This is a genomic window from uncultured Clostridium sp., from assembly GCF_934754925.1.
GTDB lineage: Bacteria > Bacillota > Clostridia > Clostridiales > Clostridiaceae > Clostridium.
On the sequence record NZ_CAKVJA010000016.1, the window covers coordinates 30,234 to 55,631 of the forward strand.

The following is a 25,398-nucleotide window of genomic DNA, read 5'->3' on the forward strand; positions in this document are numbered from 1 at the left end:
TAGTAAATATGTCATTGTTGTATTCTTTAATTTGAATTAATAACATTCCCTAAATTTACATTATCTTCTTGATTAGATTTGATAAAATCTACTAATGGATTTAACTTTTCAAAAAATACAATTACAATATCACCTTCTAAGGACTCACTTAACGCCATTTGTAAAGCTTCAACCTCATCTAATATAATTTCTATATTAGCATTTTCTTTTATTTCTAATATTCCTTCTTTAATTAAATTAGGAATTTCTCCACTTTTCCTACCTCTTCTATCCTTATCTTCTTTAATTATTATTTTATCAAGATACTTAGCGCTTATATTTCCTATTTCTTTCGCAACATAATCACTTCTATCACCAGGAACTCCTATTATTCCAGTAATTTTCCCAGTGCCTATAGTCTCTAACGTTGGCAAGACCCTTTTATATCCTTCTATGTTATGACCATAGTCTAATATAACATTTATACCTTTATAATTATAAATATTAAATCTTCCTGAGTTATCTCTTGACTTAAAATTTTCTAATCCTATTTTTATCATGCTATAATCAACTTCCATAGCCACTAATGCGGCACAAGCTGCCATTGCATTTTCAATATTAAATTCTAATGTTCCATTTAATGTTATAGGAATATCTTTAATATTAATTATTTTATATTCTATTCCTCTATTATTAACATATATATAATCATCTTTTCTATATATAGCAGCCTGCTTTTTATTTATATTTTTTCTTATTAATTCATTATTAAAATCAGAAGAGTAATAAATTATATTTGCATTTATTCTATTTATAATTTTTCTACTCCATTCATCATCAGCATTAATTACTACATTTCCACTTTCTTTAACAGCTTCTGCTACTAGTGATTTTACTTTACAAAGATCTTCCATAGAATTTATATTATCTATACCTAAATGATCATCAGTAATATTAGTTATTACTGCAACATCTGCTAAATCATATGCTAATCCCTTTCTTATAATTCCACCTCTTGCAGTTTCTAAAACCGCAACATCTACATCTCTATTACATAATATACATTTAGCACTTTCAAAACCTGTATCATCACCAACATCTATACATTTTCCATTAATATATATTCCATCAGTACTTGTCATTCCCACACAATATCCCATCCTAGATAATGTGCTACTTATTATTCTAGTAGTTGTTGTCTTTCCATTAGTTCCGGTAATAGCTACTACTGGTATATTTCTTGGATTATTATTATACATCATATTAATGATATCATTTCCGATACTTCTACTAATGCCTTCGGCTGGATATGAATGCATTCTTAAACCTGGTGCTGCATTAACCTCAATTATAGCACCATTATCCATCAATGATTTACTAATATCTGTTGTACAAACATCCACACCACATATATCCAACCCTATAGCTTTTGCTGCTCTCACGCATATTTCCTTATTTTCTTCTGAAATAACATCTGTATAGTCTATAGCTATTCCACCTGTAGATAGATTTGAATTTTTTCTTAAAAATAATTTTTCTCCATCTTTCAATACAGAATTTAAATTATACTTATACTTACTTAAATTGCGCTCTAATTCATCATCAATGTTAACCTTAGTTAAAGGCTTTTCATGATCTTCTCCTCTAAGCTCATCATTATTTAATTCATCAATAAGTTCTTTTATATTTTTTTCTCCATCTCCAATTACAAATGGCGGAACTCTTTTTGAAACTGCTACAACATTATATCCAACTACACAAACTCTATAGTCATCTCCTTCATAATATCTCTCAATTATTATATCTTTAAATTCCTCAGTTAACTTTTGATAGTATTTTAATAGTTCTTTTTCATTAGTTATCTTTAATATAACGCCTCTTCCCTTACTACCAAATTCCGGCTTTAAAACAACAGGATATCCTATTTCTTCTGCAGTTTTCAATAAATCAATAACATTACTTACTTTTTCTCCCTTTGAAACAGGCAGGTTCTGTATACGTAATAATTCTTTTGTTAACAACTTATCGCATGAAATATCAGCAGATACACAACTTGTAGTATTAGTAATTGCAGATTCTATTATCTTGCCTTGTTTACCATATCCAATTTGATAAAATCCACTATTACCCATTTTTATTATTGGCAATCCAAAGCTTTTAGCAGCATTACAAATTTCTAAAGCACTAGGTCCTATAAGTTCCTCTTTCATTATAGATTTTATTATATTTATCCTATCATTAAATCTAACTTTTTTATTGTCTATAAGTAAATTAATAATATCCACAGCTAACCTTGCAACTTCAATTCCTACCTTAGGATACTCATATTGATATACAACTATATATCTATCTCCTTCAATTTCTCTAGCTTTTCCATATGCCACATCTATTCCCAGAATATTTTGTATAGCAATAATAATATGCTCACAAATATGTGCTAAGTATGTTCCTTCCTTTAACCTCTTTACAAATCCGCCCTCTTCATCTATTCCACATCTATGAGTATTAAGAATTGGAAGCATTTCTACTAAGTTTTTGTTAAAATCTTTAATATTCTTACTAGGTATCTCCGAATATCCTTCTAAATCTACATCTAGTTGTATGCACTTTTTATGGGAGTGTATATTTCTTCCAGAATAAACAGTACTATTTATGATTTTCATAAAAATCCTTATCCTCCTCAAACGGTACCTTATCTAGCAAATTAAATCTATTACCTTCTTTTAATACATGGAGCTTTACATTAAATATGCTAAGCACCTCATCACTGTATTGCTCTGACACATTACTATAATTAATCGAACTTCCATCTATAAAATATACAGCACCAGATCCAATAACTTCTGCAGTTCCTTTATCACTTACTACTATTGCCGTGTCTTCATCTATTCCAATTCCCAACACCTCAGGATTTTGAGCTATAGCAGTTAATAATCTTCCTATTCTTCCTCTTTGAGCAAAGTGTTGATCAATTATTATATTATTTACTAATCCTAAACCTGGAGACATCTTTAAGGTACATTTATGTGGTGATTCATCATCTTCCCCTTGGACTATCATTGTATCACTCATAACAGATGCTCCTGCTGATGTTCCAGCAATTAACCCTCCGCTATTACAAAGTACCCTTATAGCATCATATACAGGAGTTCCCCCTATCATGCTAGTTATTCTTAATTGATCTCCACCAGTAAAGAATAGTAAATTTGCAGTATTTATTAATTCTACATTTTCTTGATTAAATGCATCTTCTCTAGTACTAATGTCGAGTTTATCTATATTTTTAATTCCCAAATTAGAAAATACACTTTTATAATTTTGATAACTTTTTTCTGGGTATTCTGTTGCTATAGTTGCTATTATTAACTTTTCTCTTTCTGGATCTATATACTTTGCTACTCTTTTTAGTATATCTTTATCACCTTTCTTATCTTCAGCTCCTCCAATTATTATTAAATTACCACTTACTTTTTCGCTCAATTTATCACCTCAAATCACATATTTTTTATTTTATCCAATCATATAAAATATATTCAAAAAACATAAAGGGCTATTGCATATACTTTGCAATAGCCCTTTATGTTTTTAAATGTTATTAAAATTTACATTTTCCTGGTATTATTATCTTTTTACCTTCAATTAATGCCTCTGGACCTTCTAATTCATTAATTTCTATTAATGAATCCATTGTAGTATTATATTTCTTAGCTAAGTCCCAAAGTGTATCACCTATATTAACTACATATATTGTTACTGAAGCCTTTTTACATTGCTTTTCTTCATCACTTTCAACAATATCAACAATTAACTCTTTATTAACCTTATAACACACCTTAACTGATACAGATAATGTAGCTCTTACGCCAACTGTATTAGCTTCAATAGTGGCATCTAAGTTTTCTAAATGAACTTTACATAAGGCAACCATATCTGGTTTTGTACCTTTTAAATCGATTACTGATGTAAATGGAATTTCTCCATTACACATGTCTATTCTGCAATCATCATCTGTTGTTTTATAAAGAACTGATGTTTTTATAATACCCTCAATTTTTATTTTATCTTCTTCTACAGTTTTATCTGTTATAACAGGAAATCCTGTAGCAGATATTATACATCCAATTTTATCATTTTCATCCTTAGGATATAGATTATCTTTTATTATTAATTCTGATGTAATTATTCCGTGAACTAATCCTATTTCATAATTCTTCTTAGTTAACTCTATTGATTTAGTTGGCGAATAAGCATCTTTAATTACATCAATACTGTCTTTAGATATTACTTTAATAGTTCCTTTAATCATAAATTCAACATTTACAACTCTATTTTCACCTAAATCATCAGCATTTATAATACTATCAACATTTACTATATCTATTTGATGAGATGTCATCATTTCACTATTTACTCCAATAGCTTCCTCTTCCTTAGATAAGTAAATATCATCTTGTAATAAGAATATATCATTTTCATCTTTTCCTTTGCATAATACCTCTATCTTACAATAGCATCCAAAATATATTTTTCCATCCCCGAGTTTAACTTCTTTTTTGTGTAGATTCATACAACATTTTAAGATTTCATTGATTTCTGGTTTATCCATTGTTACCTTAAGCATAGATTTTCCCATTAATTCTATGTCTTTTTCACATTTTATTTGATTTATTTCTTCACTTTTTCTCTTAACCTGTATATCATCTCTACCTTCAATTTCCTTAACAAATTCAAATTCTTCTACTTTATAAAGCTGCCACTTAGTTGTTCTTATTCCATCAATAGCAATCTTACGTTCGTTCATAATACTAGCTTGAATATGTTCTATTATGCACTCGACTTCACAAATCACTTTATGTTCTTCATTATTAAGATCAAGATAGTCTGCAAATTTTTCTGATAAACTAACTGAGTTTATACTTGTTACTTTACTTTCATCCTCTGATAAATAGATAACAGAATAATTTATTTGACCTTCTATCATTATTTTATCTGCTAATGTTTCTTTATTGGTAATAGTAGCTTTAGCTTCTATTCCTAATATTTGATATACATCTGGATGAGAATCTTTTATTAAATATTCACCCTTTAGTACATTATTTGTGGCATTTTCTCTTAGTAATTGTTCGTTTTGAATACTTTCCTTAACAATATCTATCTGAGACATCATATCCCCCCCTATAGTATAACTACTATAATTTATATTCTCTAAATATATATTTATTCTAATATGTATTAACTGTTTACTAATTTTTATAAAATAAATTTACTAACAATTTTACAATTATTTTATTTTATTCCATTTCAATACAATTTTTGTCGAATTTTAGCCTATTTTAAAAAAAATTTTATTTTTTTTTAAATAAATTGTTGACTTTATTATAAATATGTCATATTATAAAGATGGTTATTGACCATATAACCTCTCATAAATTCTCAATACCCTTTTATACCATAGTTGAAAGATGGATACCCGCCATCTTTCTTTTTTATTTCTTTATAAATATATTATAAAAAGTTAATTTTTAGAAATAAATTCAAAATATTTTTAATAAAATAAATAAGAGCTTCGAAATCTTTCGAAGCTCTTATTTATACTGCATAATATAACGATACAGTCTTAGTCAAAACGTCTGAATAACTATAAGTTACTGTTCTTTGGGTGTCACTTTCCAATCTTACAACAAAAATACTAGGATGAACACTTTCAATTACTCCATCATTTACAAGTATCTTCTTTCTTCCACCATTAGCTTTTAGTGTTACCTTTTCGCCTACATGATTTTCAATATCTTTTCGTATGTTGGCTAAGGTTCTATTATTTTCCATATGACCACCATCTTTCTAATTTTATTATAAAGCTTTTTAGCTGTTTTGTCAAATAAATTCAAATATTTTAACATTTTCCAGTAATATTGTCAATGTAAACTTTTTCTTTTTTTATGTCATTTATCGCATCTATTAATTATTATTGCATCTTTTCTTATTTTTTATTCATTTATTAATATATATTGGGGCAAAGACTTATAAACAAACATACTATAGATTGTAGTAATGTATTTATTAGGAGAATAAAATGGTAATAGGTGATACCGTAGTTAGAAAATCTTATGATAAAGATATAACTTTTAAAATAATAGATATAAAAGAAGTAGATGGTAAAACTATATATATCCTTAAAGGAATTAGTATAAGAATAATTGCTGATTCACCTGAGACTGACTTAGAGCCTGTTGATGTTGACTTTATTGGAGAAAAGGAAAAAATATTAAACAGTCGTGTTAACGAAGCTATTAAAAAAGCTGTTAATACTCGTTCCAAATCATCTGGTAAAAATAATTCTAGCTTATTGTCTAGAAGCAGCAAAAGTCAAAAAAATAACCCCAATAAGGATTTAATGTTTGGTCGCCCTGGAAAAATACTTCATATTGATGGAGATAAAGATTATCTAGAAACATGTTTAAAAGTATATAAACAACTTTCATTAGATGCAGTAGGCCGTGCCATTTCAGAAAAGGATCAGGCTAATCAAGTTGTAAATTTAGTCAAGGAAATTAAACCTGATATAGTTGTATTAACAGGACATGATAGCGTCCTAAAAGAAAGTAATGATTACTTAGATTTAGATAATTATAGAAACTCGAAATACTATATTGATGCTGTTAAAGCTCTTAGAAATTATAATTCTAGCTATGATGAATTAGTTATATTTGCAGGGGCCTGTCAATCATGCTATGAATGTTTATTAGATGCTGGAGCTAATTTTGCTAGTTCTCCAAGCCGGGTATTAATTCATTGCCTAGACCCCGTATTTGTATGTGAAAAGATTGCTTATACAACTATTGATTCTGTTGTTTCAATAACGAATATAGTTGAAAATACTATTACAGGAATAAAGGGTATTGGTGGTTTGCAAACTCGAGGTAAATATAGAGAAGGATATCCTAAATCACCATATATCTAAAATATTTTAAAAATTTAAAAGCCGGCTTTTAAGACCGGCTTTTAAATCGTATTATATTCATTTTTAAAATCATCTAAAAATTTAAGATACTCATCTTTTTCATTTATTATACTTTCTAATTTACTATCAAAAGTATTTTGTCCCCAGTTAACCTCATTATAATAGTATCTATTAGCTAACCTCCAATATCTTTGTGGAAACTGTAAATAAGCATATAATACATTATATTCACACTCTTCTAGCTTAGAAACCTCATTATAAGAATCTATTATAGCTTTTGCAAATTCCATATCCCATTTATTTCTCTTCAATACTTTTATCATAAAGTTTGAAATATCGAAAGTTCTTATTTCTCTCTTACAATAATCAAAATCTATTACACTAACAGAATTATCTTTTCCAAGTATAATATTATGATAAGTATAATCATGATGGCAGAATCCCTTTTCAATTTCAGCTTTTTCACATAACTTATCGTATTCTGATGACTTTAATGTATTTAGGGCCTTTTTTCCCATTTCTTTATAAAAATCCATTGATTTTAAATACAATAAATCAAAATCACTTTTCCTATTCTTTTTTCTAATCATATCTCTCATCTTATCTAGTGATTTTATTCTCTTTTCCATAAGACTTGGCCATCTTCCTAAATCACTCTTTAGTTTAGAATTTTCAGGTGGGTCGTATCCCTTAGATGCTTCATGTAGCTTTGCTAATGTTGCTGCTGCTATTTTTACTTCATCTATGTTATGAAAATCACACTCTCTTCCTTCTAACCATTCAGACAGAGTATATAAATCCTCATTTACTAATGCATATGGTTCGCCATCTATGTTTAAAAAATATCTGTCTACATTGTTAAATCCATTATTTATTAAATGTTCTTTAGCTCCATAAACAAATAAAAGTTTTTGTGGCCCATAATTTATTTTTTTAAGACATCTCTCACCTTTATTAGTTTTTAAATAATAGATACCCTTATTAGCTTTTATTATATCTATTTTTATTTGAAATTGTCTCTCTATTTCAAATTCTCTCATCATATTCTTCACCCCCTCTATATTTATATGTATATATACGCTGTTTTATTAACATTTTTTATTTATTATAATATAATAAATTATAACTATTTTGAAAGGATTAAATCATGAAAATTGGTATTGATGGAAGAGCCGCAAAATGGTATAGGGGAACTGGTATAGGGACCTATACCTATCAGCTTATAACTAATCTAAGCAAATATGATGATTCAAATCAGTATCTTACTTTCATTCCTAAAGGTTCTGATTTAAAGCTTGGAAATAATTTTTCTATAGAATACACACAAGACTCATCTAACAATAACTTTTGGGATAATGTAAAAGTTCCTAATTTATTAGATAGCTTTAATATGGAACTATATCACGTTCCTCAAAATGGTGTAGGCCTTTCAGACAATATTAATTGTCCTAAGACTATTACATTACATGATATAATTCCACTAAGAATGCCTGAAACTGTAAGTGATCGTTATCTAAGAATATTTAATGATGAAATGCCAAAAATACTAAATAATTGCGATGGAATAATAACAGTTTCTGAGTTTTCTAAATTAGATATCGCTAATGAATTTAATTTTCCACTCGAAAAAATATTTGTTACCCCTTTAGCTGCTGAAGATATTTATAAGCCAATAGATAGATCTTATTGCAAAAGTGTAATAAAAGATAAATATCGTATCAATAATAATTTTATATTATACGTTGGAGGATATAGTCCTAGAAAAAATATTATTGGAATTATGGAAGCATTTTCTCTATTAAACTATAATCTAAAAAAAGATTTAAAGATTGTTATCACAGGTAAAAAGGGACTTTCCTATGAACGTTATAAAAATCGTGCTATAGAGTTAGGAATCAGTAACTCTGTAATTTTTACAGATTTTATTCCACTTGAAGATTTGCCTATATTTTATAACGCCTGTGAGTTTCTAATTTATCCATCATTTTATGAAGGATTTGGACTTCCTCCATTAGAAGCCATGGCTTGTGGTACTCCTGTAATCGCTTCTAATGTTACATCAGTTCCAGAAGTATGTAAAAACTCTGCAATATTAGTCAATCCTAATGATGTTAATGAATTATCTTATTCAATGGAACGTGTATTAACAGATAGCTTTTTAAAACTAACAATGATTGAGCGAGGATTACTAACTAGTAATAAATACTCTTGGAAAAATACCGCTTTAAATACTATAGAAGCATACAGAAATATACTTGATTTTTAATTTATTACTATTATATTTTATTATTTATATTTAATAAGAGTTATGCTAATGCATAACTCTTATTGTATTTATTTATTCTAAATTTTCATTTATATTTCTTAATAAATCACTTCTAAAAGCATCATTTTCAAGCTTATCTTTAAATCTACTCAAAAATACTTCATAGTCCCACGCCTTTTGTTTTAGATAATAATCCTTAGAAATATTAATAAAGTCTCTTGGATAATTTAACATTGCATATATTACTCTCTTTTCATTATCTGATATATTCGAAATACTACTATAATCATTTATTATCTTACTAATTACTTCTTTATCATAAGCATAATTTTTTATTACTTTTGTAATAAAATTGTATATATCCATTGCCTTAATATCTATCTTACAGTAATCGAAATCTATCATGTTAACCTTATCTTCATCTATTATAAAATTATGATGTGCTAAATCTAAATGGCATATAACCATATTTTTAATATCAGAATAAAGTTCATTATAAGAACTTTCCGTTAATAAATTTATACTTCTATTTAAATCATTTTTTGCCTTAGAAACATTACCTAAAAATAATGAATCAAATTCATTTTTATAACTAAATCTACCTATAACTCTCTCTGCTTCTGTAATAAAACATAAATCATTTAAAAATTCATATATTAAATTTTTAGATTTGTTTAATATTATATCCTCTTTCGTTAACTTTTCTGTTATATTTGTTGATGCATTATGAAAATTGGCTAAGGCCCTTGTACACCATTCTACCTCAATTGGATTTGTAAAGGTTGCTTCTCTGCCATCAATCATATCCAGTAATATATATGACTTCCCCTTCCACTCTGTAATTATATCTCCAGTAGAATTTACACAATATTGAAGTATATACTTATCCTTTTCTTTGATTATATTTAAAATTTTATTTATGAAATTTATTCTATCTAATGATGACTTAGTAATTTTTAATATTTTTTTCCCATTGTCCGTAAACAAAACAAATACTTTTCTTAATGGAATAATATCATAAACCTTAATTCCAAGCTTATTAAAAAACTCTTCGCTTAAATCATAGCTACACAATATTCTCTTATCTATATATCTAAACTTATTCATTTCACTCCTCCATTCATAAAAGTTCAATACCATCTATCTTTTGAGCAATACGAATTTCATTTATCCATTCTTCATCACTAAATCTGTCTCTATCTTCTTTTAATTTTAATAAAGTCTTAATTGATTCAATTGGATAATTAGATAATACAGTCATATAATCTATACTTTCTCTATTTAAATTTGATTTATATGCAAAATCATTTATCAATTTAGTAATATCTCCTTTATATCCTCTCTTTTTTAACCTTTTTATATAGTTATAACAATCGTGTTCAATCATATTATAGGATATATATCTTATAGTTCTTATATTAATTGTTAATCCCTCTTTTTTTAAATTTCCTTCATCGACTCGTCCTAAGCATATATCATAATTATTCATACTCCTTATTATTATTTTTAAGTACTCATCTTCATCTAAAGAACTTAATGATTTATTAGCTCTATTTAGTATCTTATTTCCTTCTTCTATAATAAATAAATCAAAGTCACATTTATTATATTTTTCTTCAAATGATCTTATCATTCTTAATATTCTTTTGGTTTGAACAATAAATGATTCTACTTCTTTTCCTATAGAACTTTCAATTCTAGGAATCATATTTGTTTTTTTCCCTTTTAAAATTCTTTGTACTTCAATTATTAAAGATATTTGATTTTCTGTATCCCAAATATACTTCTTCTTATTTTCCTTGGAAAAATTTTCTTCCCCTACAATAATTCCATTACCATTTAAAAATTCTAGTATATCCAAACAGCATTCACTCTCCTTAATTGAAATACTCTTCTAAAAACTCTTCTCTATAATCAATATCCTCTAGATATTTGTTAATTTTCTCAATAAAAAATTCTTCTCCCCAAGGTTGTTGTTCCCAATAATACTGAATTCCAACTTGCCAAAACACTTGTGGAAATCTAATAAAATCTCGTATTAATTTTAATTCTTCATCATATATACTGTTACTTTTGCAATAATTATTTAAAATTAAATTTGCTTTTTCTTTACTCCATTTGCCATCTTTCATCGCCCTAATTAGTAAAGAAGATACATCATGCAAATGAGTATCTAAAATACAGTAATCAAAGTCTATTACATTAAATTCACCATTTTCATCAACTAAAATATTATGATGGGCAAAATCATGATGACAAAATCCTCTTTTCATTACTTCCTTATCCATTATTTTTATATAATTACTTTCCTTAAGACCCTTAATTGCAATTTTTCCTCTCTCTATTTCTGCTTCTATATTGTCTAAGTAAATATAATCAAATTTAGATTTATATGCTTTTTGAGATATTCTATTTCTAAAATCTAATATCTCATTACATCGTGTTTCAAAAACATTTATCCAAGAATACCATCCTATCCTAGGATTCATATTTCTATTTAATGTAAACCCATAACTACATTCATGAAGCTCACCAAGCTTTTTTGATATAGCTGCTAATTCGATTGGATTATTATAATTACTTACCCTAGATGGTACCCATTCTGTTAGATACGCATAGCTATTTCCTAATTGTACATAGTCTTTACCATTATTATTTTTTAATATATTAGGAACTTTATTAAAATTTTTTCTTTGTAGATGTTTTATTGCAGACAAAATAAAATAGAAATGTGCAAAATCATATTTAATTATTTTTATTGCATAATCTTTATTTTCAGTTTCCACTTTATAACTATTTTTAACTTTTTCAAGTGATTTTATTTTTATTTCATAATTAGATTCTATAGAGTTTTTTAGACTTTCTATATCCATAACTAACTCCTAAAGTTTTATTCTATTCATTATATGAAATTACATATTTCATTGTGTTTACTATCACATAAATTACTTATTTATAATATTTATAATATTATAGGTTTTTTAGGAGGCGTTACGCTTTGAAATTTTCAATAGATGCTAGGGGGATTAATTTATATAAAGGATCTGGTATAGGTACTTATACTGAAAATCTTCTTAGAGAACTTCTTAATATAGATACTAAAAATAATTATTCTATCTTCTGGACTGGAGAAAATTATGAAAATTATAAAAAAGACAATTCAAAAATTATTTTTACTTCAAAAAAACACGGTACCTTTTATGAAAATTATTACTATCCAAACTATATAAAAGAAAATAACATAGATATGCATCATATACCTCAAAATGGTATTGGATTAAATGAATTATATACATCACCCATAGTAGTAACTATTCATGATCTAATTCCCTATATTCTACCTGAAACAGTAGGACGAGGCTACCTTGAAAGATTTTTAAGAGATATGCCTTTAATAGTACGTAATTCTAAAGTAATCTTAACTGTTTCTGAATATTCTAAAAGAGATATAATTAAATTTTTTCCTTTCGTTAATGAAGAAAAAATTTTTGTTACTCCTTTAGCTGCTAATAAAAGTTATAAACCGCTAAATAAAATTAATTGCATTGAATATATAAAAAATAAATATAGTATTGATTCTCCATTTATATTATATATAGGAGGATTTAGTACAAGGAAAAATGTAAAAGAACTTATCATAGCTTTTAATAAAATTCAAAAATCATTAAAAAAGGATTATAAATTAGTTCTATGTGGTTCAATAAGGGATGAAGGTGTTAAACTTCAAAATTTATGTAAAGAACTTTTAATAGATGATAAAATTATATTTACAGGCTTTGTTCCCGATGATGAACTACCTTTATTTTATAATGCTGCTGAAGTTTTTGTTTATCCATCTTTATATGAAGGATTTGGACTTCCCCCACTTGAAGCTATGAGTTGTGCTACTCCCGTAATTACTTCTAATTTAACCTCTATTCCAGAGGTAACTAATGATTGTGCTATATTGATAAATCCATTTGACAACGATGAATTAGCTTCTTCAATTCTTAATCTATTAAATTCAAAATCTCTATTACAAGAATATGCTGAAAAAGGATATAATAATAGCTTAAATTTTACCTGGCAAAATACTGCTATTAATACCTTAAAAGCCTATGAATATGTATTTCAAAATATAAATAAGTAAAAAATAAAGGTTATGAAAAATTTCATAACCTTTATACCTAATTCATTGTAGTCGAAGTGGAAGTTAATGTTATAGTAGTATTTTGAGTTTTTCCATCTCTTATAAATTCAATATTTATACTGTCTCCCTCTTCCTTAGAATTCTTAATTTCTTGTAATTCTTCAAATGTCTTAATTCTTGTTCCATCTGCCTTAACTATTAAATCTCCGCCTTTTAATCCTGCTTTTTCTGCTGGGGAGAATTCGTTAACTTCAACAATATAAAGTCCTTGTTCCATGTTTAATTGCTTAGCCATACTTTCATCTATAACTCTTATTGATACACCTAAATTTAATATTGGTTTTGATAATGAATCAATCTTATCTTTTACATCATTAATAGGAATTGCAAATCCAATACCTTCAGCTCCATCACTTGCTTTTAATGTATTTATACCAATAACTTCACCTTTAGTATTTATTAATGGACCACCACTGTTACCTGAATTAATAGCTGTATCTGTTTGTATTAAATTTGTGCTAACTCCTGAGCCTGTCTCAACACTTCTATTTAATGCACTTACTATACCTTTTGTTAATGTAGATGATAATTCCTTAGATAATGGATTTCCGATTGCTAATACTTCTTCACCTGGTTGTAATGCATCAGAATTACCTAATTCTACAACACCAGGAACCTCTACATTTTCATTTAATTTTATCATAGCTACGTCTTGATCTGCATCATAGTTTACTACTGAAGCTGTCACTTCTCGTCCATCGCTTAATGTTACAGTAACTTCCTTTGCACCATCTATAACATGATAATTTGTTAAAATATATCCATCTGTATTTATTATAAACCCTGATCCCATTCCTTCTGTTTCTTGTTGGAACCATCCATTTACACTTTGAATTGATTTTGTAGATACCATAACTACTGCAGGAGCTACTTTCTTATATATATCAGCTGCAGATAATGCCGTGTTATCTGTTGCAAATGAAACTGGATCTGTAATTACAGTATTACTAGAACTATTATTTCCTCCTCCGTTCTTATCTGCTACAAAATAAGTAATTCCAGAGCCAACAACTCCGCCGCATAGAGAGCATATAAGTGCTAACGCTATATATTTAGCCATTCCATTTCCATTTTTTCTTTTTTTCCTTTTTTCCTTTTTTTGCTCTTGATTAAAATTATGTTTTGTCTCATTTTCCTCAATTACTTGTGTTTCGCTATAAGCTGCATCATAAATATTCTCATTATCCATATATAACCGACTCCTTTTTTCATTTATTCTATATTTATAATATAACCAGTCATTGTGTCAAATATATGACAATGTAAAAAACAGACATCAATAAATTGATGTCTGCTTTTAACTATTTTTTCTGTTCATCTATAGCTTTCAACTTCTTAACTGTTTGCCTTATAGCATTTAAAACATTTTCTTTATCATTTAATGCTAAGAAACCTTTATCACAGCTAGTTGTATATACCGTAGTTAAATCATCACTTCCTAAACTTCTTAATGGATCATCTTCATTTTTAGTAAGTAAATAATATGGAATATCACTAAATACCCCATCAACTTGACTATTGCTTTCTCCCTTAAGAACATTATTTAACTCATGATATACCGCACTTGTATAGTTCGATTTAGTTCTCAATGTTAAGAACTCATCTAAATTACTCTCTAAAAGCCCAGATTCATAATCCTTCAAATTAACATCTAAATTCAGCTTGTCCAGAAGCATTGTTAAACCACATTTTGATCCAATTCTTTCAATGTTTCTTCTAAGCTTAGTGATACTTTGACTTCTTTTATATTCTTTAGTTTGTACTTCCTGTTCATTAATAGGATCTATCATTATTGCAGCAGCTACTGAATCCTTAAACTGTTTTGCAAAACTTGTTAGAACAAGCGAACCATATCCCTCTCCAACTATTATATATGGTCCTGATAATCCGGCCTTTCTTAATAAAATTTTCAAGTCTCTAGCTTGTTCTTCAGGTGTTCTTCCTGATGATCCATCACTATATCCGTACCCCTGTCTATTGTAAACGAAAGTTTTAACATTATCATTTTTCTTTAACTCTTCTACTATAGGAGTCCATTCCTCTAAAGTAGCACCAATATCTCCATCAAAGATAATTGTATAACTACCTTCCCCTTCAATTCTATAATCTAATCTTAAATCATCTACAGTAGTATAATTAACTCTTTTTTTTAATCTTTCCCCATCAATAAAGTCAACTACATTTTGAGTAACAATTCCAATAATTATTATTATGACAATTATCCCAGAAATTATTTTAAATTTATCTTTGGGACTTCTTTGCCTCTTCATATTTACTGATCGTACCCCATTTGAATACGGCAAAAATTTCATTTTATTTCTCTCCCCATACTTTCTTATATACAATAAATATTACTATAATTTATAATTAAGATTTTGAAATTACATAAATTTATTTTATGCAAATCTAAATTATAATATTAACTATTTAATTTTAAATTAGGTTTTGCATTTAAGTTTAAATCACTAATCTTCCCATTAATAAAATTAAAATAAGCCGCACTTCCAATCATAGCAGCATTATCTGTACATAAAATTGGTGCTGGGAATAATACTTCTATTCCCCTTTTTGAAGCCTCTTTAATAAGGGTCTCTCTTAAACTTGAATTAGATGCAACACCTCCTGCAATAGCAATTGTTTTTACATTTCTCTTCTTACAAGTTGATAATACATTTTCTTTTAACACATCTATAACTGCATATTGGAATGATGCTGCAACATCAGCTTTATTTACCTCAATATTTTGCATTTTACATTTATTTAAATAATTAAGGACAGCTGACTTCACTCCACTAAATGAAAAGTCTAAAGTTTCTTCATGGAAGTTAGCTTTTGGGAATACTATAGCCCTTGGATTTCCTTCCTTTGCTAACTTATCTATTTTAGGTCCTCCTGGATATCCTAACCCTAACGCTCTTGCAACCTTATCATAAGCTTCTCCAGCTGCGTCATCTCTAGTTTGACCTATTACTTCATACTCTCCATAATTTTTAACATGTACTATAAATGTATGACCTCCTGATACTACTAAAGATACAAATGGTGGTTTTAATTCTTTATGTTGTATGTAATTAGCACAAATATGTCCCTCAATATGGTTAACCCCTATTAAAGGTTTTTTAGTAGCAAATGATAATCCTTTTGCAAATTGTAGCCCAACTAGTAATGCTCCTACTAATCCTGGACCATATGTAACACCTATTGCATCAATTTTATCTAAAGTAATATTAGCCTCTTCAAGAGCTTCTTCAACTACTCCACTAATAGCTTCAATATGCATTCTTGAAGCTACTTCAGGTACTACACCCCCGTATTTTTTATGAGTATCTATTTGAGAAGCAATTACATTAGATAATACTTCTCTTCCATTAACAACAACTGCTGCTGAAGTTTCATCACAGCTTGATTCTATAGCTAAAATATATTTATTTTCCATCTATTTTTACCTCTTCTTTTTACTATATAACACCAAAATGTATTATAACGTAATCATAAAACATAATCAAACTATTACTTGTTAATATAAATTTGCTCATGTATAGTTTAAATATAATATTATAATTTATATTATATACTTATGAGTATTATATACTTTTAAAAATTTTTATTCACTATTTTTTATTTCATTTTATCAATTTTTAAAGATTTCTTAATAATTTCTTATTATTTTAACCCTTACTATGATAATTATTACCATTATCATTTTATCTTATATTATTTTATTCTTAATATTATTGGGAGAGACAATATATGAAAGCTTATGCAAAAATAATAGTTTTAGGATCGCCTATAACTAAATCGAATTTTAAATTACATAATAAAGATGGAAGAGCAATATTACCCTATAATACAGGAAAATCTCATGATAAGTATGCATTATATGAAGAAGAAATAGCCTATCATGCAAGAAGTCAAAATCCTGATATAGTATTTTATGAATCTCTTATTGCAGTATTAAAAGTTTATTATAAGAGTGAAAAAAGACATCCTGATACCGCTAATATAACTAAAAGTATATTTGATGGTATTGAAAAAAGCGGATTAATAGTTAATGATGCTCAAATTCGAAGAATAATAGTAGAAGAATTCTATGATAAAGAAAATCCTCGATTTGAATTAGAGCTATTCGGTGAAAGTGAATTTTCTGTTTCATATTCCATTACTCCAAAGGAATCTCCAGATGAAAAAAGACTATATTCTTCATTAAAGAAATCAATAAATTCTACCGCAAAATCCTCAAAACCACAAAAATCAATAGAAAGCATTGATAATTCTAATAAATTAATAAATAAATGTTCTATTTGCAGTAGTATTTTAAAAGATAATAATTATATAAAAGCTGATAAAGGAAAAACTCTTATTTGTAAAAATTGTTTTAATAAATTATTTTAAGGAGGTAGTAATTATGAAAAATAAATATATATTTTTTGGGGATAGTTTAATATTCGGATATGGTGTTAATCCTAAAGATAATTGGGTTAATAAACTTAAAAATACTTATGACTTAGATATATATAATAAAGGCGTAAATGGAAGTACATCTACAGACATGCTTCTTAGATTTCAAAGAGATGTTATTGATAATTCCCCTAATATTCTATTTTTAATGGCTGGAACAAATGATTTACTTTCTAATAGGCCTGTAACTTCTATTGTTGACAATATTGAAATAATGGTTAAAGAAGCCTTATTAAACAATATAGAGATATACATAGGAATTCCACCTAATATTATTTCTGAAATGGCTAACAAGCTTTTCATGAAATGTGATGCTTATGATTATTGTAAAAAAAGTTTACCTTTATTACGTAATGAATTATTGAATATTTGCGATTCTTACTCTTTAAATTACATAGATTTTTATTCAGTAACAGAAAACACAAATCAATTATCTAATTTATATCTTGATGGAATTCATTTTAATCCTGAAGGTCAAAATTTATTGTTTGAAACAGCTAAAAAATATCTTAACTAAATTGCCTAGCAATTTAGTTAAGATATTAGTTGTTTTACTTTAAATACTCAGCTACTTGTTTTCCTACCTTGAATCCATTTTCTCCACTTTTGAATAAATCTTTTATTCCTTTCTCCATAGTTCCTGTTATAAAAATACCTTCAACAGAGGTTTGATTATTTTCACTATAAACTCTGTCTCCATCAGTCATAAGACTCATTTTTCTTATAAAATCATTATCTGGTAAATATCCTACAGATAAAATTAAAGAATCACATTCAATGGAAGTAACTTCTTCTGTTTCAATATTTCTAACCTTAGCTAAATTTACTCTTTCTTCACCTTCAATTTCAATTACTTCACTTGTATATATTATTGGAATATTAAATCCATTAACAATATCTAATTCATCTCTATTAAAGCATTTTCTTTCTGTAACTATACCTTTTAAAGTAGCACCTTCAACTACTAATCTTCTTGCCAAAACAAGGGTCCAAATATCATCTCCTATAATTATAACTTCTTTACCCGGAAGATATCCGCTATAGTTAACTAATCTATGTGCAGAACCAGTAGTAAAAATTCCTGTAAACTTATGAATAGGTATCATAATATTACCTGTATATTTTTCTCTACATCCAGCAGCTAAAATTATTGCCTTTGACTCAACTTCTTGTATACCTTCATTAGGATTAACATATGTTATAACCTTATCCCTATTTATTTCAAGAACTCTAGTATTAACCTTATATTGTCCACCTAATTCTATATAATCCCTTATCAAAATACTGCCAAGCTCTGGCCCAGTAACAATATCATTTAAGTAATATTCTCCAAATCCATTATTAATAAATAAATTTAAATTTCCACCCAATACATCTTCTTTTTCTAAAATTAAAACATTTTTAATTCCAGATTTTAAAGCTGAAATTCCAGCAGAAAGCCCTGAAGCGCCTGAACCAACTATAATCAAGTCATATTTATTCATTTTTTGACCCCTCTCCGGCAATGGAAAGTTCCTTTACTAAAATACTTGGACTACCTACACTACTCATAGGGAACTTTAAGTCCCTTCCTATTTCTTCAATATCATTTAATAAAGTAAAGAAGTTTCCTGCTACTGTTATTTGCTCTACCGGCTTAGTTTTAACTCCGTTTTCTATATAAAAGCCCTTTGCTGCTAATGAAAAATCTCCTGTTATAGAGTTTGCTCCCGAATGTAAACCTGCAAAATCTGTAATTATTAATCCTTTATCTATCCTTTTAGTCATTTCCTCTAATGAGTTAACCCCTGGCTCTATATACATATTGGTTGGTGATACTGAAATAGGTGAAGCATATGAAGATTTAAATCCATTTCCCGTAGATTTAACTCCTGCTTTATTAGCAGTCTTTAAATTATGAAGTAAATTTTCTAATTTACCATCCTTTATTAAATAAGTTTTTGTTGTTGCTACTCCTTCATCATCAAATCCAACTGATGCTAATCCATTCTCCAAATGTGGATCATCAACTAAATTTACTATATTTGAAGCAATACTTTCTCCCTCTTTTCCCTTTAAAAGGCTTAACCCCTTTTGAACTGCATCCCCACTAAATACTCCTGCAAATGTGGAAATAAGAGATACCATAGCATCACTATTTATAATGACTTTATAATTTCCTGATGGTACTGAAGTTCCTCCAATTTTACTTAATGCTTCATCTACTCCCATTTTAGCAATTTCAAACGCATTAACTTCATCTAATGATTTTGCAACTACATATCCAAAGCCATCATACATATTATCTCCATCTTTAATAATTGGAACAACATATGCTGTTAATATATTAGATTTGTTGTGTAAATTTAATCCCTTCGAATTTATAATTCCATATTTTCCTGAACTATAAGATACTGCACATCCACTAAAACTTTCCACCTTATCTGAATATCTTTTAGCTTCACCTTCCATATCTAATGCAATTTTTATTAATTTATCTGCTGGAACATTTTCTAATGCTTGATAATAAGTACTAACTTCCTTATATTCCTTATCTCCATCATAAATAAATTGAACATCTTCATTTTCAATTGCTAAAACATTTTCCTTTGCCTTATTTACAAGCATTTCTATAGCATCTTCATCTAATATTTCTGTATAAGAATAACCTATTCTATCACCAAATTTTCCTCTAAAGGATAATCCAGCTGAATTATTAAGATTATATTTCTCAACCTCACTTTTATATACACTTATACTTAAACTTTCTCTATCTACGTAATAAACCTCATACTCTGAAAATCCAGATTCACTAGCTTTTTTAAATAACTCTTTTACAAATAAATCTAATTCCATATTCTCCCCTCCTATCTTCCACCTACAGTTATTTCTTTTACTCTAATCATAGGTTGCCCTACATTAGTTGCAATACTTCCTGATGATGACCCACACATTCCTTGTCCTTGTGTCATATTATTTCCAACCATGTCTATATCCATTAATATTTCGCTACCTTTTCCTATTAAGCTAGCACCTCTAACTGGCTCTTGGATAACACCATTCTTAACTAAATATCCTTCTGATACAGCAAAGTTAAACTCCCCAGTAACAGGATTAACAGATCCTCCACCCATTTTTTTAGCATATAAACCATCACTAATAGATTTAATTATATCTTCTGGATTATCATCTCCATTAGCTATATAGGTATTAGTCATTCTAGATGTAGGTGCAAATTTATAACTTTGTCTTCTTCCACTACCAGTAGAAGCCATACCCATTCTACGACCATTTAATTTATCAATCATATAAGATTTTAATACTCCATTTTCTATAAGAATATTTTTCTGTGTTTTATTTCCTTCGTCATCTATATTTAATGATCCCCAAGCATTAGGAATAGTTCCATCATCAATAGCTGTTACTTTAGTAGATGCTATTTGTTGACCCAATTTTCCAGTAAATACAGAGTTACCTTTAGCTACAGCAGTTGCTTCTAATGAATGTCCACATGCTTCATGGAATATAACCCCACCAAATCCATTATCAATAGCAACTGTCATTCTACCAGCTGGACAATTTTTAGCATGTAACATTGTATATGCTTGCTTTGCCGCTTCTTTTCCGTAATACTCCGGATCAATTTCTTTAAACATTTCAAATCCCATATGCCTACCAGGACCTTCAAAGCCTGTTTGATTTTCTCCATTAGCAGAAGCTATAGCATTTATAGTAAGTCTTGTTCTTACTCTCTTATCTTCTGTATATAATCCCTCTGTATTTGCAATTAAAACATTTTGCTCTTTATCAACATATCCAACTCCAACTTGGACTATTTCATCATGATAATCCTTTGCAGCATTATAAGCAACTTTCATAACACCAATTTTTTTATTAATTTCAATTGATGATGGTGCAAGTAGTATTGGATTAAAATTAACAGTGTTTGTTGCATTTAAGACTATCATCTTATCTTCTTTTAATTCACCTAATGCAAGTGCTGCCTTTTGTGCAACATTTAGAAGTGAAGTTAAGCTATTATTATTTGTATAAGCATATACACTTTTTAATCCCTTAAATATTCTAATTCCTATTCCATAAGTTCTTCCACCTACAGAATTCTCAACCTTTCCATTTAATATACTAATAGAGTTATTTAAAGTATCTTCCTCAAATATTTCTGCAAAATCCCCACCAGTTATTAAACATCTGCCAAGTACCCTCTCTGCTACTTCACGAGATAACATAAATAATTCCTCCTTTTTTATCTAGACTATAAATTTATTCTAGACTACCTTTAACTATATTTAATTATATATCATATCTTCTATTATTTACTATAAATTTATATTTCACTTATCTTATTATAAAAAAAATAAAGCCAGCATAAGCTGACTTCATTTTTTGTACTTAAAATAACTTCTATTAAATTTTATAATTAATTTTTAAATATTAATATTTTTTTTTCCAAAGTGATGGACTAAATAATATTAACATTGGATATATTTCAAGTCTACCTGCTAACATACAGAATGATAAAACTATTTTGCTTAAATCTGAAAATGCAGCATAATTTCCTGTAGGACCCACTAATTCTAATCCTGGTCCAATATTACTTAAGGTAGCTATTACTGATGTAACAGTAGTAGTAACATCAAAGTTATCAAATGATATTATAAATATTGCAATTAATGATATAATTATATATGCAAATATAAATAAAAATACTCCTGATATAGTTTCCTCATTAACAACATTTCCATCGATTTTTACACTTTTAATTCTTCTAGGATGTAATATCTTATCTATTTCTCTTCTTATAGCTTTGAAAATTATTACTATTCTTATAGTTTTGATTCCACCGCCTGTTGATCCTGCCATTGCTCCCATAAACATAAGCATAACTAAAATCATCTTACTAAGAGTTGGCCATAAATTAAAATCAGTCGTTGCATATCCTGTAGTTGTTACAACTGATGCTACTTGAAATGCAGAATCTCTTACAGATTGCCCTATATTTCCTGAATTAAAAGGTATTATATTAACTGCTATAATAACAATTGATCCCAATACAGCTATCAGATACCATTTTAACTCCTCACTCTTAAAGAATGCTTTTATATTTCCTCTTATAAGTTGGAAGTATAACACAAAATTTACCCCAAATAAAAGCATAAATATAGTAATAATCCATTCTACTGCAGGATTATTAAATGCAGCTACGCTAGCATTCATATTTGAAAATCCACCAGTTCCAGCAGTTCCTAATGCGTGTAAAATGGAGTCATACCAAGACATACCTGCAATTTTTAATAATATTGTTTGAATAACTGTTAATACAAAATAAATTGCATATAATATCTTTGCTGTTTGCTTTATCTTAGGAACTATTTTGCCTGGAGTTGGTCCTGGGCTCTCTGCCTTTAAAAGATGTATAGTGTTACCATTAAATGATGGCATTAAAGCTAAAATAAATATAAGGAATCCCATTCCTCCTACCCAATGAGTAAAACTTCTCCAGAATAATATACCCTTAGGTAAGCTTTGAACTTCAGTTAATATAGATGCCCCAGTAGTAGTAAATCCAGATGAAGTCTCAAAAAATGCATCTATTATAGATGGTATAGTACCACTAAATATAAAAGGTAATGCCCCAAAGAAAGAAATTGCTATCCATGCTAATCCTACTGTAACAAAACCTTCTTTCGTATATATAGCTTTATTCTTCCCCTTAATTCTTGTAAGTACTATATATATAGGAATCATTATTAATATAGTATATAAGAATGCACTGGCATCTCCTTGACCGTAATAAAGTGCTACTAAAAATGGAATTATTAATAGTAATAGCTCATATTTTATAACATGACCTATTATATTTAATACAGCTGGAAAATTCATTATTTACTTCCTCCAGAAACTATATGATTTATATCTACTATCTTATCTCTTTTAGTTATTATAATAACTCTATCTCCAAGTTCTATTTTATCATCTCCAGATGGAATTATTATTTTGTCATCTCTAACTATTGTAGCCACTATTACATCACTCTTAATATTAACATCTTTTAATTTCTTATTTAGGAATTTAATATCTTCCTTAATTAAAAATTCAACCGCTTCAGCTTGTTCATCAAAGATTTTATAGATTCTTTCTATACAGCATTTATTTTTATTCTTCAAGAAACGTATATATCTTAATATCTTATTTGCTGTTATAGCCTTAGGACTAATTATTGTATCTATTCCTACATTTTTTGCTATAACATTATAATTAAATCTAGTAATCTTAGTTATTACATTTTTCACATTATTATTCATTGCAAATAAAGACGTAATTATATTTTCTTCATCTCTTCCAGTTAATGCTATAAATGCATCAGCATCTTGAAGATTTTCTGATAAAAGTAGTTCGTGATCTGTTCCATCACCATTAATTACAATTGCCTCTGGTAATGTTTCATTTAACTCAATACATTTATCTATATCAAATTCTACTATTTTAGATGTAACTCCTATTTTATTTATTATATTAACTAAATAATGTGTAATTCTTCCTCCACCTATTATTAATGGATTTCTTATTTTATCTTGGAACTTTCCTAGTTTTTTAAAGAAAGTTTCTATCTTTTTATGTTCTCCTATTACATATACCTTATCATCCTTACGTAATATAAAATCACCAGTTGGTATATGTATATTTCCATCTCTCTCAACTCCAGTAATTAATATTGAATCTTTAATATATTTAATATCACAAATTGCATATCCATCTAATCCATCATTATCAACTATAGTAAATCCAACTAAATCAACTTTTCCATGAGCAAATGTATCTACACTTCTTACAGATGGGAACTTTATTAATTTAGCTATTTCTAATGCTGCTTCCTTTTCAGGATTTATCACTAAATCTATACCTAATTCATCCTTTAACATTAATATCTCTTCAGAATACTGTGGTCCTCTTACTCTAGCAATTGTATACTTTGCTCCTAATTTTTTTGCTGCTAGTGAACATAACATATTTACTTCATCGCTTCCAGTAACTGATATTACTAAATCAGATTTACTTATTCCAGCCTCATGAAGTACTTTTAAACTAGTTCCATTTCCCTTAACACCCATTACATCTAATTTTTCTATAATTGAGTTTAAAGCTTCCATATTATTATCAATTACAGTTATATCATCTCCTTCATTAGAAAGAAATTTAGCTAAGGTATATCCTACTTTACCAGCTCCAATAATTATAACTTCCATGTCTTTTACCCCTTATTAGTAATAATATTATTTTTATTGTGTGTTAATCCTAAGTATACAATAAACGCAATTTATTGTAAAAAAATAAAGCTAGAATTCAATTCTAGCTTTAATTGGCTCCGCGAAGAGGACTCGAACCTCCAGCCTATCGGTTAACAGCCGAGTGCTCCACCATTGAGCTATCGCGGATTATTGTAAGAGAATTTATTCTCTGAAAATTGCATATGAATTATTTTATATTTATTGGTCAAGCCCTCGACCTATTAGTATCAGTCAGCTACATACGTTACCGCACTTACAC

21 protein-coding genes and 1 tRNA gene are annotated in these 25,398 nt (G+C 28.0%); 5 read left to right on the forward strand and 17 right to left on the reverse strand.

What is annotated here, in order from left to right:
* Nucleotides 1–26: 26 nt before the first annotated feature.
* From cphA to Q0G30_RS07235, 4 genes are all read right to left on the reverse strand, one after another.
* Complete coding sequence (gene cphA, locus Q0G30_RS07220; protein WP_294388358.1) at nt 27–2,642, reverse strand: cyanophycin synthetase; 2,616 nt, start codon at nt 2,640–2,642, stop codon at nt 27–29.
* A complete protein-coding gene (locus Q0G30_RS07225; protein ID WP_294388360.1) occupies nt 2,626–3,459 on the reverse strand; it encodes a cyanophycinase in 834 nt (277 codons plus the stop codon). The genes cphA and Q0G30_RS07225 overlap by 17 nt, the downstream gene beginning before the upstream one ends.
* Nucleotides 3,460–3,574: 115 nt before the next feature.
* Nucleotides 3,575–5,143: an SPOCS domain-containing protein gene (locus Q0G30_RS07230; RefSeq protein WP_294388362.1), complete on the reverse strand. Its 1,569-nt coding sequence runs from the start codon at nt 5,141–5,143 to the stop codon at nt 3,575–3,577.
* A 425-nt stretch (nt 5,144–5,568) separates the two neighbouring features.
* The gene (locus Q0G30_RS07235; protein WP_294388364.1) at nt 5,569–5,805 is read right to left on the reverse strand and encodes a Veg family protein; all 237 of its coding nucleotides are present in this window, start codon (nt 5,803–5,805) and stop codon (nt 5,569–5,571) included.
* Between the two features lie 247 nt (nt 5,806–6,052).
* On the opposite strand from Q0G30_RS07235, the gene yabG reads away from it, so the two are divergent.
* Nucleotides 6,053–6,940 carry a sporulation peptidase YabG gene (gene yabG / locus Q0G30_RS07240; RefSeq protein WP_294388366.1) on the forward strand — a complete coding sequence of 296 codons (888 nt, stop codon included), beginning with the start codon at nt 6,053–6,055 and terminating at the stop codon, nt 6,938–6,940.
* A 41-nt stretch (nt 6,941–6,981) separates the two neighbouring features.
* Here the strand turns inward: yabG and Q0G30_RS07245 are convergent, their stop codons facing one another.
* Complete coding sequence (locus Q0G30_RS07245) at nt 6,982–7,983, reverse strand: CotS family spore coat protein (protein ID WP_294388369.1); 1,002 nt, start codon at nt 7,981–7,983, stop codon at nt 6,982–6,984.
* A 104-nt stretch (nt 7,984–8,087) separates the two neighbouring features.
* Here Q0G30_RS07245 and Q0G30_RS07250 point away from each other — a divergent pair, with 104 nt between their 5' ends.
* Nucleotides 8,088–9,206, forward strand: coding sequence for a glycosyltransferase family 1 protein (locus tag Q0G30_RS07250; protein WP_294388370.1), 1,119 nt, complete (start codon nt 8,088–8,090; stop codon nt 9,204–9,206).
* 72 nt (nt 9,207–9,278) lie between these two features.
* Here the strand turns inward: Q0G30_RS07250 and Q0G30_RS07255 are convergent, their stop codons facing one another.
* From Q0G30_RS07255 to Q0G30_RS07265, 3 genes are read right to left on the reverse strand one after another with little or no spacing between them, the layout of a single operon-like run.
* Complete coding sequence (locus tag Q0G30_RS07255; RefSeq protein ID WP_294388373.1) at nt 9,279–10,313, reverse strand: CotS family spore coat protein; 1,035 nt, start codon at nt 10,311–10,313, stop codon at nt 9,279–9,281.
* Between the two features lie 13 nt (nt 10,314–10,326).
* On the reverse strand, nt 10,327–11,067 hold the full coding sequence (locus tag Q0G30_RS07260) for a hypothetical protein (protein WP_294388375.1): 741 nt from the start codon (nt 11,065–11,067) through the stop codon (nt 10,327–10,329).
* 16 nt (nt 11,068–11,083) lie between these two features.
* A complete protein-coding gene (locus Q0G30_RS07265; protein WP_294388377.1) occupies nt 11,084–12,079 on the reverse strand; it encodes a CotS family spore coat protein in 996 nt (331 codons plus the stop codon).
* Between the two features lie 125 nt (nt 12,080–12,204).
* Here Q0G30_RS07265 and Q0G30_RS07270 point away from each other — a divergent pair, with 125 nt between their 5' ends.
* Nucleotides 12,205–13,335 carry a glycosyltransferase family 1 protein gene (locus tag Q0G30_RS07270; protein ID WP_294388380.1) on the forward strand — a complete coding sequence of 377 codons (1,131 nt, stop codon included), beginning with the start codon at nt 12,205–12,207 and terminating at the stop codon, nt 13,333–13,335.
* A 37-nt stretch (nt 13,336–13,372) separates the two neighbouring features.
* Here Q0G30_RS07270 and Q0G30_RS07275 read toward each other — a convergent pair whose 3' ends face one another.
* The 3 genes from Q0G30_RS07275 to tsaD form a co-directional block, all read right to left on the reverse strand.
* Nucleotides 13,373–14,584 (reverse strand): trypsin-like peptidase domain-containing protein, encoded by a 1,212-nt coding sequence (locus tag Q0G30_RS07275; protein ID WP_294388382.1) that lies wholly within the window; start codon nt 14,582–14,584, stop codon nt 13,373–13,375.
* A gap of 112 nt (nt 14,585–14,696) precedes the next feature.
* On the reverse strand, nt 14,697–15,707 hold the full coding sequence (locus Q0G30_RS07280; RefSeq protein ID WP_195469645.1) for an alpha/beta hydrolase: 1,011 nt from the start codon (nt 15,705–15,707) through the stop codon (nt 14,697–14,699).
* Between the two features lie 107 nt (nt 15,708–15,814).
* A complete protein-coding gene (gene tsaD, locus Q0G30_RS07285) occupies nt 15,815–16,831 on the reverse strand; it encodes a tRNA (adenosine(37)-N6)-threonylcarbamoyltransferase complex transferase subunit TsaD (RefSeq protein WP_195469646.1) in 1,017 nt (338 codons plus the stop codon).
* Between the two features lie 314 nt (nt 16,832–17,145).
* Between tsaD and Q0G30_RS07290 the strand changes: the two genes are divergently transcribed.
* Together Q0G30_RS07290 and Q0G30_RS07295 are read left to right on the forward strand one after the other, a co-directional pair.
* Nucleotides 17,146–17,787, forward strand: coding sequence for a RusA family crossover junction endodeoxyribonuclease (locus tag Q0G30_RS07290; protein ID WP_294388388.1), 642 nt, complete (start codon nt 17,146–17,148; stop codon nt 17,785–17,787).
* 13 nt (nt 17,788–17,800) lie between these two features.
* Nucleotides 17,801–18,370 carry a GDSL-type esterase/lipase family protein gene (locus Q0G30_RS07295; RefSeq protein ID WP_294388391.1) on the forward strand — a complete coding sequence of 190 codons (570 nt, stop codon included), beginning with the start codon at nt 17,801–17,803 and terminating at the stop codon, nt 18,368–18,370.
* A 34-nt stretch (nt 18,371–18,404) separates the two neighbouring features.
* Here Q0G30_RS07295 and Q0G30_RS07300 read toward each other — a convergent pair whose 3' ends face one another.
* From Q0G30_RS07300 to Q0G30_RS07325, 6 genes are all read right to left on the reverse strand, one after another.
* On the reverse strand, nt 18,405–19,337 hold the full coding sequence (locus Q0G30_RS07300) for an NAD(P)/FAD-dependent oxidoreductase (protein ID WP_294388393.1): 933 nt from the start codon (nt 19,335–19,337) through the stop codon (nt 18,405–18,407).
* Nucleotides 19,330–20,688, reverse strand: coding sequence for a TldD/PmbA family protein (locus tag Q0G30_RS07305; RefSeq protein WP_294388395.1), 1,359 nt, complete (start codon nt 20,686–20,688; stop codon nt 19,330–19,332). Before Q0G30_RS07305 ends, Q0G30_RS07300 begins: the two co-directional genes overlap by 8 nt.
* An 11-nt stretch (nt 20,689–20,699) precedes the next feature.
* A complete protein-coding gene (locus tag Q0G30_RS07310; RefSeq protein ID WP_291655870.1) occupies nt 20,700–22,079 on the reverse strand; it encodes a TldD/PmbA family protein in 1,380 nt (459 codons plus the stop codon).
* 205 nt (nt 22,080–22,284) lie between these two features.
* Nucleotides 22,285–23,733, reverse strand: a complete 1,449-nt coding sequence (locus tag Q0G30_RS07315; protein ID WP_294388400.1) for a TrkH family potassium uptake protein — start codon at nt 23,731–23,733, stop codon at nt 22,285–22,287.
* Nucleotides 23,733–25,097, reverse strand: a complete 1,365-nt coding sequence (trkA, locus tag Q0G30_RS07320) for a Trk system potassium transporter TrkA (RefSeq protein WP_294388403.1) — start codon at nt 25,095–25,097, stop codon at nt 23,733–23,735. Before trkA ends, Q0G30_RS07315 begins: the two co-directional genes overlap by 1 nt.
* 114 nt (nt 25,098–25,211) lie before the next feature.
* A tRNA-Asn gene (locus Q0G30_RS07325) sits at nt 25,212–25,286 on the reverse strand.
* Nucleotides 25,287–25,398 lie beyond the last annotated feature (112 nt).